The sequence below is a fragment of the Variovorax ureilyticus genome, from assembly GCF_037889935.1.
In the GTDB taxonomy this organism is placed as follows: Bacteria; Pseudomonadota; Gammaproteobacteria; order Burkholderiales; family Burkholderiaceae_C; genus Variovorax; species Variovorax ureilyticus.
Genome location: NZ_JBBKZU010000016.1, coordinates 103,333 through 118,456 on the forward strand (window position 1 = coordinate 103,333; position 15,124 = coordinate 118,456).

The 15,124-nt window shown below is 69.0% G+C and carries 10 protein-coding genes; 8 read left to right on the forward strand and 2 right to left on the reverse strand.

What is annotated here, in order from left to right:
* Positions 1-16: 16 nt before the first annotated feature.
* The 5 genes from WKW77_RS28365 to ligD all read left to right on the forward strand — a co-directional run bounded on the left by WKW77_RS28365 (position 17) and on the right by ligD (position 9,131).
* Complete coding sequence (locus WKW77_RS28365; protein WP_340360239.1) at positions 17-757, forward strand: ABC transporter ATP-binding protein; 741 nt, start codon at positions 17-19, stop codon at positions 755-757.
* A gap of 17 nt (positions 758-774) precedes the next feature.
* Entirely contained in the window at positions 775-2,820 is a 2,046-nt protein-coding gene (paaZ, locus tag WKW77_RS28370; RefSeq protein ID WP_340360240.1) for a phenylacetic acid degradation bifunctional protein PaaZ, read from the forward strand.
* Between the two features lie 67 nt (positions 2,821-2,887).
* Positions 2,888-5,419 (forward strand): mechanosensitive ion channel domain-containing protein, encoded by a 2,532-nt coding sequence (locus WKW77_RS28375; RefSeq protein WP_340360241.1) that lies wholly within the window; start codon positions 2,888-2,890, stop codon positions 5,417-5,419.
* A 169-nt stretch (positions 5,420-5,588) separates the two neighbouring features.
* Positions 5,589-6,560, forward strand: coding sequence for a non-homologous end joining protein Ku (gene ku, locus WKW77_RS28380; protein ID WP_340360242.1), 972 nt, complete (start codon positions 5,589-5,591; stop codon positions 6,558-6,560).
* 30 nt (positions 6,561-6,590) lie between these two features.
* Positions 6,591-9,131 carry a DNA ligase D gene (ligD, locus tag WKW77_RS28385; protein ID WP_340360243.1) on the forward strand — a complete coding sequence of 847 codons (2,541 nt, stop codon included), beginning with the start codon at positions 6,591-6,593 and terminating at the stop codon, positions 9,129-9,131.
* Here the strand turns inward: ligD and WKW77_RS28390 are convergent.
* The gene (locus WKW77_RS28390) at positions 9,119-9,967 is read right to left on the reverse strand and encodes a transglutaminase-like domain-containing protein (RefSeq protein WP_340360244.1); all 849 of its coding nucleotides are present in this window, start codon (positions 9,965-9,967) and stop codon (positions 9,119-9,121) included. The genes ligD and WKW77_RS28390 overlap by 13 nt on opposite strands.
* Positions 9,968-10,033: 66 nt before the next feature.
* On the opposite strand from WKW77_RS28390, the gene katE reads away from it, so the two are divergent.
* The 3 genes from katE to WKW77_RS28405 all read left to right on the forward strand — a co-directional run bounded on the left by katE (position 10,034) and on the right by WKW77_RS28405 (position 14,440).
* The gene (katE, locus tag WKW77_RS28395) at positions 10,034-12,409 is read left to right on the forward strand and encodes a catalase HPII (protein WP_340360245.1); all 2,376 of its coding nucleotides are present in this window, start codon (positions 10,034-10,036) and stop codon (positions 12,407-12,409) included.
* A 196-nt stretch (positions 12,410-12,605) separates the two neighbouring features.
* Positions 12,606-13,646, forward strand: a complete 1,041-nt coding sequence (locus tag WKW77_RS28400; RefSeq protein ID WP_340360246.1) for a M14 family zinc carboxypeptidase — start codon at positions 12,606-12,608, stop codon at positions 13,644-13,646.
* Entirely contained in the window at positions 13,643-14,440 is a 798-nt protein-coding gene (locus WKW77_RS28405) for an alpha/beta fold hydrolase (protein ID WP_340360247.1), read from the forward strand. Before WKW77_RS28400 ends, WKW77_RS28405 begins: the two co-directional genes overlap by 4 nt.
* Here the strand turns inward: WKW77_RS28405 and WKW77_RS28410 are convergent.
* Complete coding sequence (locus WKW77_RS28410; RefSeq protein WP_340360248.1) at positions 14,394-15,104, reverse strand: glycine zipper 2TM domain-containing protein; 711 nt, start codon at positions 15,102-15,104, stop codon at positions 14,394-14,396. The genes WKW77_RS28405 and WKW77_RS28410 overlap by 47 nt on opposite strands.
* Positions 15,105-15,124 lie beyond the last annotated feature (20 nt).

Consider the following 15,124-nt stretch of genomic DNA (forward strand, 5'->3'; position numbering starts at 1 on the left):
TCACGGTGGAACTGACATGAACCCACTTTTTGAACTCCAGGATTTCAGCGTCGCCTACGGCGCGGTCGAGGCGGTGCACAGCGTCGCCCTGCGTGTGGACGAGGGCGAGATCGTCACCGTCATCGGCCCCAACGGCGCGGGCAAGACCACGCTGTTGTGCGCGGCGATGGGCCTGCTGCCGTCCACCGGCAGCGTGACGCTCGCCGGTGAGCGCATCGCGCGGCCGAGCGTCGAGGCGATGGTCGCGCGCGGCGTGGCGCTGGTGCCCGAGCGGCGCGAACTGTTCGGCGAGATGCCGGTCGAGGACAACCTGCTGCTCGGCGGCTTCTACCGCTGGCGCACCGGTCGGCGCGACCAGCGCGAGCGCATGGAAGAAGTCTTCGCGATCTTCCCGCGCCTGAAGGAGCGCCGCGCGCAACTCGCGAGCACGCTCTCGGGCGGCGAGCGGCAGATGCTCGCGATCGGCCGAGCGCTGATGGCGCGTCCGAAGCTGCTGATGCTCGACGAGCCTTCGCTCGGCCTCGCGCCACTGATCGTGCGCGAAGTGCTGAACGTCGTCTCGTCGCTGCGCTCGCACGGCGTCTCGGTGCTGCTCGTGGAGCAGAACGCGCGCGCCGCACTGCAGGTCGCCGATCGCGGCTACGTGCTGGAAACAGGCGCAGTCGCGCTCACCGGTCCCGCACAGGCGTTACTGCACGACCGGCGAATCATCGACACCTATCTCGGCCTCGGCAACAAGCATGCCGTCGCGGCCTGATTCCTTCGGAGAAATTGATGACCCAGATCCTTCAGAGCTTCATCGCCGGCCGCTGGCTTGGCCAACAGGGCGCGCAGGTGCTCCAGAGTGCCGTCAACGGACGTCCGGTCGCGAGCACGCATGCCGAGTCCATCGACTTCGGCGAGGCGCTGCACCACGCGCGCACCGTGGGCCTTGCGAACCTACTCGCCATGGACTTCCAGCAGCGCGCCCAGCGCCTGCGCGCGCTTGCCAAGTACCTCGCGGAGCACAAGGAAGAGCTCTATGCCATCTCGGCGCACACCGGCGCGACCCGCGCCGACAGCTGGATCGACATCGAAGGGGGCGCCGGCACGCTCGCGGCCTATGCGGGCATCGGCGGCAACGAGCTGCCCTCGGGCAACCTCGTGCACGAAGGCCCGCCGATTCCGCTCGGCAAGAAGGGCAGCTTCGCCGGCACACACATCCTGGTGCCCCGCCGTGGCGTCGCCGTCCACATCAACGCCTTCAACTTCCCGGTGTGGGGCCTGCTCGAAAAGTGGGCGCCCAGCTTCCTGGCGGGCATGCCGTGCATCGGCAAGCCGGCGACCTCGACCAGCTACCTCACCGAAGCACTGGTGCGGCTCATGCATCGCTCGGGCCTGCTGCCCGAAGGCAGCCTGCAGCTCGTCATCGGCAGCACCGGCGACCTGCTCGACCGGCTCGATGGCGCCGACGTGGTCACCTTCACCGGCTCGGCAGATACCGCTGCGAAGCTGCGCGTGCATCCGAACATCGTGCGGCAGTCGATCCCGTTCAACGCCGAGGCCGATTCGCTCAACTGTGCGATCCTGGCGCCCGACGTGTCGCCCGAGGATGAGGAGTTCGATCTCTTCGTCAAGGAAGTGGCGCGCGAGATGACGGTCAAGTCCGGCCAGAAGTGCACCGCGATCCGCCGCGCGATCGTGCCGCGCCAGCATCTCGATGCCGTGGCCGAGCGGCTGCGCACGCGTCTTGCGAAGACGGTGGTCGGCGACCCGGCGCTCGAAAGCGTACGCATGGGCGCGCTCGCATCGCACGCACAGCAGGCCGACGTCGCCGAGCGCGTGCGCACGCTGATGCAGGGTGCCGAGCTGGTCTGGGGCGAGCGCGACGGTTTCGCGCCCCAGGGCGAGGGCGTAGCCGAAGGCGCGTTCTTCTCGCCGACCTTGCTGCTGTCGCGCGATCCGCTGCGCCACGACGCGGTCCACGATGTCGAGGCCTTCGGCCCCGTCAGCACGCTGATGCCCTACGACGGAATCGATGAAGCGCTGGCGCTCGCGGCGCGCGGTCGCGGAAGCCTGGTCGGCACGCTGGTCACCAAGGATCCGGCGACTGCGGCGAAGGCCATCCCGATCGCGGCGGCGCATCACGGCCGCATGCTGGTGCTCGATCGCGAAGCGGCGGTCGAATCCACCGGCCACGGCTCGCCGCTGCCTTTCCTGAAGCACGGCGGCCCGGGTCGCGCGGGCGGCGGCGAAGAGCTGGGCGGCCTGCGCGCTGTCAAGCACTACCTGCAGCGCACCGCGGTGCAGGGCTCGCCGACGATGATCGCCGCGGTCACCGGCGAGTACATGCGCGGCGCGAAGCTCAACGAATCCGAGGTGCATCCGTTCCGCAAGCACTTCGAGGATCTGGCGGTCGGCGATTCGCTGCTCACGCATCGCCGCACCGTCAGCGAGGCCGACATCGTCGCCTTCGGCGGCATCTCGGGCGACTACTTCTACATGCATTTCGACGAGATCGCGGCCAAGGAAAGCCCGTTCGGCAAGCGCATCGCACACGGCTACTTCGTGCTCTCGGCGGCGGCGGGCCTCTTCGTCTCGCCGGCGCCGGGGCCGGTGCTCGCGAACTACGGGCTCGACACGCTGCGCTTCGTCAAGCCGGTGGGCATCGGCGACACGATCCGCGCGCGCCTGACCTGCAAGCGCAAGATCGACCGCAACAAGAAGGACGCCAACGGCGTCGGCCAGGGCGTGGTCGCCTGGGACGTGGAAGTGACCAATCAGGACGGCGATCTGGTTGCCAGCTACGACATCCTGACGCTGGTCGCCAAGCGCAGCTGAAGCTGCGCTTTTGCGGTGCATGTTCGCCCGGCTTGCCAACCGGGCGTTCGTGAGCACAATCCGCCGCATGCATGGACTTGTGCCCGCACCGAGGGGAATCCTGCCGATCCTCCTCGGCATCGTGGCCTGCGTGGCGTGTCTTTCGGGTCCGCGATCGTGGGCCGCATCCGCCGATGAGCCCGTCGTCGCCACAGCCCCGGCCGCCACGGTCGAACCCATCCCGGCCGCCGACATCACCGCGCGCGCCGATGCGGACGAGCAGCGCATCCAGCTCGCGGTGCAGCGCGCCAGGCAGGACGAAGAGCTCCAGCGGGTCGATGCGAGCCTGGCCCGGCATTCGGCGTCCATCGGCCAGCTCGCCCAGCAATCCGCCGATCGCAAGCTGGCCGAGCTGCCGGTGCGCCGGCTCGAAAGCCTGCATCGCCACTGGCAGCTCTACACGCGCGAGATCGCCGACCTGCGCACCCGCGCCGCGCGTGTCGCGCGCGAGTTGTCCGAGGATGCGGCAGACCTCGCCCGGATGCGGCTCGAGTGGCGCGCCACCGCGAGCGAAGCGCAGTCTGCCGCGCCGGCATTGCGAGAACGCATCGACGAACTCATCGAGAAGGTCGAGGCCGCCGAGAAGATCGTTGCCGACCCGCTCGCCAAGGCCCTGCATCAGGGGCGCATGGCGGGCGAACTTGCGCGGCAGGTGCGCGAGGAGGAGGCGACCGTCCTCGCGCTGATCGACGAGAAGGACCGGCGTCTGCTCGCGATGGATTCGCTGCCGCTGTGGCAGGCCGCGGGCAGCGCGCGCATCGAGCTCGAACCCTTTCGCATCGGGCTGCGCCAGAGCCTCGCGATCGAGTCGGCTCTCGCGCGCGACCACGACGCGGCGAACGTCAACCTGCTGCGGGTGCTCGTCGCCGCGGCGGTGGCGCTGCTGCCGCTCCTGCTGTGGCTGCGCGGAAGAGCCAACCGCCTGGTGGCCGAGGGCCTGGTGTCGCCGGAGTCGGTCCAGCCGCTCGGCCGGCCATGGGCTGCGTGGCTGGTGCTCATCGCCTTGTTCGCGGTGCTGTTCGACTTCAAGGGTCCGGCCGTCCGGCAGCAGATGTTCATGCTGCTGGCCTGGCCGCCGATGCTGCGGCTGCTCCCCTCGCGGCTGCTGGATGCGGTCGGGCCCTGGGCCTACCTGGGCGCGGGCTTCTATCTGCTGAACATGCTGGCGTCGCTGCCGGTGAGCAACGAATTCCTGTACCGGAGCTTCGTGCTGCTGCTGGACCTCGCGATGCTCGCCACCGTGGTGATGCTCTTCGTGCGTGCGCGCCGCAATGTCCCGATCGGGACGCCGGCGCACCGGCAGCCGGTCATGGTCCTCCTGCTCGGCGCGGCCGCGGCGGCGCTCGGCCTGGCGGCGGTGTCCAACCTGCTCGGCAACGTCTCGCTTGCCACGACGCTGGCCTCGGCGGTACTCGACAGCAGCTATCTCGGCCTGGTCATGTACGCCGCGGTGACCATCGTGGTGGCTCTCGCACAGGTGCTCTTCGTGCGGCACGACGCCTCGCAGGCCGCGCACGGCGGCCGGTCGTGGTCGCAGACCGGCGCCCAGCTAGGGCGCGCCTTGATGGCGCTGGCGTTCGTGGTGATCCTGTTGCAGTCGTTCCGCATCTACCGGCCGCTGTCGGACATGCTGTCGCGCGCGCTCAATCACGTGTTCACGCTCGGCACCATCTCTCTGAGCCTGGGCAACATCGTGGCCTTCGTCGGCGCCGTGTTCGTGGCCTTCTGGGTGGCCCGCGTGATCCGGCTGGTGCTGCAGAAGGATGTGCTGCCCTCGATGTCGCTGCCGCGCGGCGTCGGCAACAGCATCTCGTCGCTGACCTACTACTTCGTCGTCACCTTCGGCCTGCTGATGGCTCTGGGCGTGCTGGGCTTTCCGATCGGGCAACTGGCGATCGTGTTCGGCGCGCTCGGCGTCGGCATCGGCTTCGGCCTGCAGGATGTGGTGAAGAACTTCGTCGCGGGCCTGATCCTCATGTTCGAGCGGCCCATCCGTCCGGGCGATGTCGTGGACATCGCGGGCCTGCTGGGCACGGTGAGCCACATCGGCATCCGCGCCACCATCGTCACCACCTTCGAGGGCGCGGACGTGGTGATCCCCAACGGCGTGCTCCTCGCCGACAAGCTCGTGAACTGGACGCTCAGCGGCACCCGCCGCCGCTTCGAGCTGGAAGTGAACACACGGCCGGAAGTGCCCGCGGAGCGGACGATGGCGCTCCTCGAAGGCGTCGCGCGCGAGCTCGATGGCGTGTCGGTCTCACCGGCGCCGGAAGCCATCCTGATGGGCCTCAACGGCGGTCTTCTGCAGATCAGCCTGCGCGCGTGGACCGTGGAAGGCGCGAACTGGCTGGTGGTGCGCAGCAACTTGGCGAAAGCCATCCGCACCGCGCTGACCGACGCCGGCATCGACCTGCCGCGGCCGCAGAGCGAAGTGCACCTGGGCGGCGCCGAGCTGAGATCGACAAGGCCGGAGCCTCCCCGCGAGGATGCGGCACGTCAGCCCGCGGTCGACGCGCCCGCGTCCGCGACCGGCACGCGCGGCATGCGAATGCCGCAATAGGCCATCGCGACCGCCAGGATGGGGCTCGCGATGCAGAAGAACGCGAACGGCGCGCGTCTCGAAGGCGGCTCGGCAAGAGCCGATCGATCCGGGCCTGCGTTTCGCGCCGTCGCGCTCCTACATGGGCGGGTCGCCCAGCGACCTACGGTGCAGGCTGGAGATTCGCTACATGCCCAAGTCCAAACCCCCCGCGCCGCGTGTCCTCTGGAAGGGTTCGATCAGCTTCGGCCTCGTCTACATCCCGGTGGCGCTCTATGCGGCCACGGTGAGTCACGGCATCGACTTCGACTGGCTCGACAAGCGCACGATGGACCCGGTCGGCTACAAGCGCGTGAACAAGAAGACCGGCAGAGAGATCCCGCGCGAGCAGATCGTGAAGGGCGTCGAGTACGAAAGCGGCCAGTACGTGGTGCTGAGCAACGAGGAGATCGAGGCCGCCTACCCGAAGACCACGCAGACGGTGTCCATCGAGCGCTTCGTGCCGGCCGGCAGCATTCCCTTCGTCTACCTCGATCGGCCCTACTACCTCGCGCCGACCGGCCGCGGCGGCGGCAAGGTGTATGCGCTGCTTCGCGACACGTTGAAGCGGGCGAATCGCGTCGGCGTCGCGCGGGTCGTGATCCAGACCAAGGAGCATCTCGCCGTGCTGGTGCCGATCGGCGCGGGCATGGTGTTGAACCTGCTGCGCTGGGGCACCGACATCCGGCCCTGGAAGGACCTGCCCCTGCCGGCCGAAAGCCCGAAGCAGGCCGGCGTGACCGAGCGCGAGCTGAAGATGGCCGAGGAACTGGTCAAGGACATGAGCGACGACTGGGACGCGGCCGAGTTCGAGGACTCGTTCACCGAGAAGATCAAGCGCCTCATCGACGAAAAAGTCGAAGCCGGCCAGACCGAGGAGGTCACGCAGCCGGAGGCGGGCGAAGAGATGGAAGGCGGGCGCGGCGGCAATGTGGTGGACCTCACGGCGCTGCTCCAGCGCAGCCTGCGCAAGAACCGCGGCAAGGCGGCGAGTGCGCAAGAGGGCGAAAGCGTCGATGATGCGGACGGCCCTCGAACGACCAAGGCGCGCAAGGCGCCCGCCAGGAAGGCGGCCCGCAAGCATGCGCCGGCGAAAGGCGCCACCCGCCGCAAGGCCGCGTAGGGCACCGACATCACAGGAGGCTGGACGACAGTGGGCAGGCAGACGGAATCCGAAGCGCTCGCGCCGTACCACCGCAAGCGCGACTTCAAGAAGACGCCGGAGCCGCAAGCCGGCGGCAGCGCGCGCCGCGGCGCGTTGTCGTTCGTCGTGCAGAAGCACCATGCGAGCCGCCTGCACTACGACTTCCGGCTCGAACTCGACGGCACGCTCAAGAGCTGGGCCGTGCCGAAGGGACCGTGCCTCGATCCCACCGTGAAGCGCATGGCGGTGCACGTGGAGGACCACCCGATCTCGTATGCCGACTTCGAAGGCACCATCCCGCCAAAGCAGTACGGTGCCGGCACGGTGATCGTCTGGGATCGCGGCGACTGGGTTCCGCTGGGCGACGCGCGCCAGCAGATGGCCGAAGGCAAGCTCAAGTTCGAGCTGCGCGGCAGGAAGCTGCGCGGCCACTGGACGCTGGTGCGGATGCACGGCAAGGCCGCCGAGAAGCAGGAGCCCTGGCTGCTCATCAAGGAGCGCGATCCCGAAGCGCGGCCGATCGGCGAATACGACGTGGTCGAAGCCGAGCCCGACAGCGTGCTGACCGGGCGCGATGTCGACAGCCCGCCGCCGGTGACCTACCAGCGCAAGGCCGAGCCTGCAGCGGACGAGGCATCCGTCAAGGCCGCGAAGCCCGCAGAGCCTCCGGGGCGCGAGGCCAAGTCGCTGCCCGACATGCTTGCGCCACAGCTCGCGACGCTGGCGAGCGAACCCCCGCCGCGCGCGGACGAATGGCTCTACGAGCTGAAGTTCGACGGCTACCGCCTGCTTGCGCGCATCGACGAGAAGGGCCGCGTCCAGTGCATCACGCGCAACGGCCACGACTGGACCTCGAAGCTCCCCGCGCTGGCAAAGGCGCTTGCGAACTTGCGGGTGCGGTCGACCTGGCTCGACGGCGAGATCGTGGTCGACAACGAGCACGGCGCACCTGACTTCCAGGCGCTGCAGAACGCCTTCGATCGGGGGTCGACATCGTCGATCGTCTACTGGCTCTTCGACGTACCTTTTCTGGACGGCCGCGACCTGCGCAGCGTGCCGGTGGAGCAAAGACGCGACCTGCTCGCCAGCCTGCTCGCCAGCGACCCCGACCCGCTGCTGCGCTTCAGCGAATCCTTCGACGCTTCGCCGCGCGACCTGCTCGCTTCGTCGGCGCGGATCGGCTTCGAGGGGATCATCGGCAAGCGCCGCGGCTCGGTCTATGTGTCGCGGCGTTCGCCGGACTGGATCAAGCTCAAGAACCAGCGGCGGCAGGAGTTCGTCATCGGCGGCTACACCGCGCCCAAGGGCTCGCGTTCGGGTTTCGGCTCGCTGCTCCTGGGCGTGTACGACGACGAAGGCGCGCTCCAGTACTGCGGCAACGTCGGCACCGGGTTCGACGCCGGCCGCCTCGCCGACATCAAGGCCAGGCTCGACAAGGTGCGGAGCGACGAATGCCCGTTCGCGAAGCGGCCCGCCGGAGTGAAGGCGCAATGGGTCGAACCGCAACTGGTGTGCGAGGTGTCCTTCGGCGAATGGACGGACGACGGCCGCATCCGTCACTCCGTCTTCCAGGGCCTGCGCACCGACAAGCCCGCGCGCGAGATCCGCCGCGAGACCGTGTCTGCGCCCGAGGCGGACCCGGCCAAGCCGGCAAGGCAAGGTGCGGTGGCGTCGAAGCAGCGGGTCACGCATGCCGACCGCGTGATCGACGCGGAAAGCGGCGTCACGAAGGGCGAACTGGTCGCCTACTACGAACAGGTGTCCGAGCTCATCCTGCCGCACCTCAAGGGTCGTCCGGTGTCGCTGGTGCGCGCGCCCGAGGGCGTCGGCGGCGAGCTCTTCTTCCAGAAGCACGCGAAGAAGACCGAGCTGCCCGGCGTGAAGCGGCTCGATGCGTCGCTCGACCGCGACCACGACCCGCTGCTGCAGATCGATACGGAGCGCGGGCTGCTCTCGGCCGCGCAGATGAACGTGATCGAACTGCACACCTGGAACGCCACCTCGAACTCGATCGACAAGCCAGACCGGATGACCTTCGACCTCGACCCCGGGGAAGGTGTCCAGTGGGCGCAGATGCAGGAAGCCACGCTGCTGGTGCATGCCATCCTCACGGAACTGGGTCTCGTGCCCTTCCTGAAGACCAGCGGCGGCAAGGGCATGCACGTGATCGTGCCGGTCCGCCGCCAATACGACTGGGACACGGTCAAGGGCTTTTCGCAGGCAGTGGTCCAGCACCTCGCGCGCGTCATTCCGGACCGCTTCGTCGCCAAGAGCGGGCCGCGCAACCGTGTGGGCAAGATCTTCGTGGACTACCTTCGCAACGGCTTCGGCGCGACCACCGTCGCGGCATGGTCGGCGCGTTCGCGACCCGGACTCGGCGTGTCGGTGCCGGTGGCGTGGGACGAACTGCCCGGCCTGACCAGCGCATCGCAATGGAACGTGCGCAACATCGGCCGGCGCCTGCCGGCGGGAAACACGCCGTGGGATCCGATCGCCAGAAGTGCGAAGGCGCTGGGGCCGGCGATGAGGATGCTCGGCTACACGCGCTGAACCTCGGAGGGCACCGCCACCACCTCCTCGGTGGTCACTTCGAACTTCTCCAGCGTGTTCGCGCCGAACAGCATCGTGATCGGCACGTCCGCCGCGTCGCGCCCGCGCGCGATCACGATGCGGCCGATGCGCGGGGCGTTGTGCCGTGCGTCGAAGGTGTACCAGCGGTCGCCCAGGTACACCTCGAACCACGCGCTGAAGTCCATCGGATAGGGCGCGGCGGGCACGCCGATGTCGCCGAGGTAGCCGGTCGCATAGCGTGCCGGGATGTTCATGCAGCGGCACAGCGCGATCGCGAGATGGGTGAAGTCCCGGCACACGCCGACCCGCTCGCGGAAGACCTCCAGCGCGGTCCGCGTGGCGCGCGCGCACGTGTAGTCGAAGCGCACCCGCTGGTGCACGAAGTCGCAGATGGCCTGCACGCGCTGCCAGCCCGGCGCGACATTGCCGAACAGCTTCCAAGCCAGCGGCAGCAGTTCGCTGTCCACCTCGCAATAGCGACTCGGAAGCAGGAACTGGAGGGTGGACGTGGGCAGTTGGGAGGGAGGGAGGCTCATCGCATGGGGGTTGACCGCATCGGGCCAGCCGGTGTCGTACACCACCGCCTCGTTGCACAGGCGAATCCTGTCCACGCCCTGCGGCACTTCGACGCGCGCGCAGTGGTTGCTGAACACATCGATGTAATGGTCGGCGTGAAGCTGCGGGCAGACGGTGACCCGCTCGCCGCCTTCGCCCTGGATGTCGCCGGCGCGCGAAGGATGCACGTGCAGCATGTAGATCAACGCGGTAGGCGAGGCGAGCGCCAGTTCGATGTCGAAGCCGATGTGGATGAGCATGGTGCAGTGTCGTCGAGGTGAAACGTGCGGCCATGCTAGGAGCGTGATGTCCCTCCCGATGAGTGGATGAAGACGCGAAGAGGCGTAGTCCAAAACCAGCGCGTCTCGCCGTCGGCCACGTCCTACCGGCGGCGCCGGGAAGCTCCCACACATCGCGGCGCGAGGCCACTACGGGTTTTGTGCCGGGAGGTGCCTAAGCTGTGGGATTCCATCGCGCCATCGCGGCGGGCCCGCACGCGATCCACCTTTTCCGAGGAACCCCCGATGACGCAGCAGAACAGGGCCGGAGTTCGCCGGCAGAAGCCGGCGAACGGCACCAACGCCAAGCAGGAGCAGCTCTCGAACTTCACGACGGACCACACGCCGCTGATCACCACCAACCAGGGCGTGCAGATTCCCGACAATCACAACTCGCTGCGCGCCGGCGCGCGCGGGCCGACTCTGCTCGAAGACTTCATCCTGCGCGAGAAGATCACGCACTTCGACCACGAGCGCATCCCCGAGCGCGTGGTGCATGCACGCGGCGCGGCGGCCCACGGCTACTTCGAGGTCTACAGGTCGATGTCGCAGTTCACCTGCGCCGACTTCCTGCAGGACCCGGCGGTGAAGACGCCGGTGTTCGTGCGCTTCTCGACGGTGGCCGGTTCGCGCGGCTCCGCCGACACGGTGCGCGACGTGCGCGGCTTCGCGGTCAAGTTCTACACGCAGCAGGGCAACTACGACCTCGTCGGCAACAACATCCCGGTGTTCTTCATCCAGGACGCGATGAAGTTCCCGGACCTCATCCATTCGGTCAAGCCCGAGCCGAACAACGAGATCCCGCAGGCCGCCAGCGCGCACGACACCTTCTGGGACTTCGCATCGCTGATGCCCGAGAGCACGCACATGCTGATGTGGGCGATGTCGGACCGGGCGATTCCGCGCAGCTTCCGGATGATGGAAGGCTTCGGCATCCACACCTTCCGCTTCATCAACGCGCGCGGCGAGAGCCATTTCGTCAAGTTCCACTGGAAGCCCAAGCTCGGCATCCATGGGCTGGCGTGGGACGAGGCACAGAAGATCGCCGGCAAGGACGCCGACTTCCACCGCCGCGACCTGTGGGAAGCGATCGAGAACGGCGACTTTCCGGAGTGGGAACTCGGCGTGCAGCTCATCCCCAACGACAAGGAGCACGCCTTCGGCTTCGACCTGCTCGATCCGACCAAAGTCATTCCCGAGGAGATGGTGCCGGTGCAGCGCATCGGCCGCATGGTGCTCAACCGCAACCCCGAGAACTTCTTCGCCGAGACCGAGCAGGTCGCCTTCCACCCGGGCCACGTGGTGCCGGGCATCGACTTCACGAACGACCCGCTGCTGCAAGGCCGCCTCTTCTCGTACACGGACACGCAGATCTCCCGGCTCGGCGGGGCGAACTTCCACGAGCTTCCGATCAACCGGGGCGTGTGCCCCTTCCACAACTTCCAGCGCGACGGCATGCACCGCATGACCATCGCGCGCGGGCAGGTCGCCTACGAGCCGCACTCGCTGATCGACGGCAAGGACTTTCGCGTCGATGGCGGCAGCGCGGGCTTCCAGTCCTTCCCGGAGGACCTCGAGCCGCCGAAGGTGCGCCGGCGCAGCCCGTCGTTCGACGACCACTTCACGCAGGCGCGGCTCTTCTTCAACAGCCAGAGCGCGCCCGAGAAGGAACACATCATCGCGGGCTTCCGCTTCGAACTCTCGAAGTGCGAGGTGCCGGCGGTGCGCCAGCGCATGGTGGACAACCTCGCGCACGTCGACGAGAAGCTCGCGCGCCGCGTCGCCGAGCCGCTGGGCATCAATCCGCCGGATGCGAAGGCGGCCGCGGGGCGCGCCGGCTTCCGCGATCACCGCATCACGATGCCGATCGAGGAATCGCCCGCGCTGCGCATGGTCGACACCGGCGACGGCTCGATCAAGACGCGAAAGATCGCGATCCTCGTGGCCGACGGCGTCGATTCGGCATCGCTGCGCCCGATCCGCGAAGCGATCGAAAAGGCGGGGGCGCAATGCAAAGTGGTCGGTCCGCAGCTCGGCACCGTCGCGAGCGCCTCGAAGCGCCAGCTCGATGTCGACGCGACCTACGTGAACATGCCGTCGGTCATGTTCGACGCGGTCCTCGTGCCCGCGGGCGCGCAGGGCGCCGCAGCGATGTCAAGCAACGGCGACGCGGTGCATTTCGTGCTGGAGGCCTACAAGCACTGCAAGGCGATTTGCGCGGTGGGCGAGGGCGTGCAGTTGCTTTCCACGCTCGGCATCGGCGCCGACACCAAGCCCTTGCCGGCGGGTGTGATCGTGGCGCCCACGCCGGTCACCAACCTCGGCGACACCACGGCTGCAACGCAGATCGCGCAGGAATTCATCGCCGCGATCGCGAAGCATCGGCACTGGGACCGGGCGAACGTCGAGTCCGTGCCGGCGTAGTCGACTCGCCCCCAGACTTCGCGCACTTGCTAGCGCGCACCGTGCCGCACGGACCAGCGCGAGCGTGCCAGCGCAGCGAGTTCGAGGGCGCCCGAGAGCAGGGCGATGGCGTGGCGGGAAATGCGGATCATGGTCCGGCCACGCTAGCGCGCCTGTATGACGCTTTCATGTCCGCGCGCCTCGCTATCCTGCGCGCGTGAAGTCACCCGATCTGCCCGAATTGCTGGAGCTGCAGGCGCTCGCCCGACGGGCGGGCGCGAGCATGACGCGCCGCGTGCTGGGCGAGGTCGAGGCCGGCGCGCAGCGTTTCGCGCTGGAGGCCTTCATCCTCGGCAGCAGCGAGCCGGATGCGCCGGCGATCGGCTTCTTCGGCGGCGTGCACGGACTGGAGCGCATCGGCGCGGAAGTCACCATCGCCTACCTGCGCAGCCTCGTGATGCGGCTGCAATGGGACGCCACTGTGCAGCGCCTGCTGGAAGACGTGCGGCTGGTGTTCATGCCGGTGGTCAATCCGGGCGGGCTGTGGCTCGGCACGCGCGCGAATCCGAACGGGGTGGACCTCATGCGCAATGCGCCGGTCGAGTCGATCGAGCGCGTTCCCATCCTCATCGGCGGCCAACGCGTGAGCGCCGCCTTGCCGTGGTTCCGCGGCGCTCCCGGCGCGCCGATGGAGCGCGAGAGCGCGGCGCTGTGCGAGCTGGTCGACACCGAGCTGCTGAATCGCCCGTTCAGCATCGCGATCGACTGCTATTCCGGCTTCGGCCTGGCGGACCGCATCTGGTTTCCGTTCGCGCATGCGTCGCGGCCCATCGAGCATCTGGCCGAGATGCACGCGCTGTGCGAGATCGTGGACGACACGCTGCTGCATCACCGCTATGTGCTGGAGCCGCAGAGCCGCCAGTACCTCACGCATGGCGACCTGTGGGATCACCTCTACCTGCGCGCCTGCGAGCGGGGGCGCGTGTTCCTGCCGCTCACGCTGGAGATGGGTTCGTGGCTGTGGGTGAAGAAGAACCCGCGGCAGCTCTTCTCGCGGCACGGCATCTTCAATCCGATGATCGAGCACCGGCAGCAGCGCGTGCTGCGCCGGCATGTGGGCTGGCTCGACTTCCTCACGCGCGCCGCATGCAGTCACGAGCGCTGGCTGCCCACCGGACCGGCCAGGGACGATCACGCGCGCCGCGCGCTCGCGCGCTGGTACGCCGACGACGGGCAACGCCCAAGGGACAAGCGGTGAACACCTGGGTGCTGCTGCGCGGACTGACGCGCGAGGCGGGACACTGGGGCGCATTCCCGGCGATGCTGCAGGAGCGCCTGCCCACGGGCGAGCGCGTCATCGCGATCGACCTGCCCGGCAACGGCCCTCTGAACGGCGAACGCAGCCCGGCCCGGATCGAGGCCTATGTCGACCACTGCCGACGGCAACTGCGTGCGCTCGGCGTGGCGACGCCGGTGCATGTGCTGGCGATGTCGCTCGGCGCGATGGTCACGGCCGACTGGGCGTCGCGGCATCCGCAGGAGCTGGCTGGCTGCGTGCTGATCAACACGAGCCTGCGGCCGTTCAGCCCGTGGTATCGACGGCTGCGGCCGGCGAACTACGGCCCTCTGCTCGGCGTGGCATGGCCCGGTAGCGACCCTCGTGCGCGCGAGCAGACCATTCTCCGGCTGACCACGCGGCACCCGGCCGACGCGGCCGGCACCGTCGACGCATGGACCGCGCTGCGCGAAGCGCGGCCCGTGAGCGGTGCGAACGCGCTGCGGCAACTGTGGGCCGCGATGCGCTACCGCGCTTGTGCACAGGCGCCGGCCGTGCCGCTGCTGGTGCTGTCGAGCCACCGCGACGGGCTGGTGGATATGCGCTGCTCGCAGCGGCTCGCGCAGGCGTGGCGGGTGCCGATCGCCCTGCACCCCACGGCGGGCCACGACCTGCCGCTCGACGATGGTCCGTGGGTGGCCGACCAGGTGGCGCGATGGGCGGCCGCGCTCACTTGTGGCCGTTCGCCGGACGCAGGACGTTGTTCTTCAGCGTGACGGCCTTGCCGACCGGCGGGGCGGTGGCGGTCTCCACGGTGCGCAGCGTGCCGCTGTCCATGCGGACGCTGACCTTGTAGACCGTCTCCATGTGCGTGCGCTTCTCGACCTCGTTGCCCGCGAAGCCACCGCCCACGGCGCCGGCCACGGTCGCCAGCGTGCGGCCCCGGCCGCTGCCGATCTGGTTGCCGAGCACGCCGCCCACCACACCGCCCGCCACCGCGCCGACGCCGGTGGTGGGCTTCTGCCGCTTGATCGTCTGCACCGATTCGACGTGCCCGCACACCGGGCACACCTTGTGTGCGGGGGGCGGCGGTGCCGCGGCTTCATCGGCAGCCATGACCGGCGCGGGGCTGCCCGCCGGCGTGCCGTGCGGAACGACGGCCGGCGCCCGTACCGGCGACGGTGGCGGGGTGACGGCCGCGACCGCCTGAGGCGGTGGGTCGGCCGGCGCCTGCACTGCGGGCGGCTCGAAGTCGTCCGGTGCGCGCACCGGCGGCGCTGCGGCGAGCGAGGTCGCCTGTGGGTGCGCCGTGCTGTCGAGCTGCTTGTGGACCAGCACGCCGCCCAGTGCCGCCACCGCGACCGACAACGCGCCGATGGCGATCCAGAGCGCCCGCGACGACCGCGGCGCGGAGGGGGTGAGGATGGAATTCGAGTCCATGGGGTGGCCTTTCGTTGGGC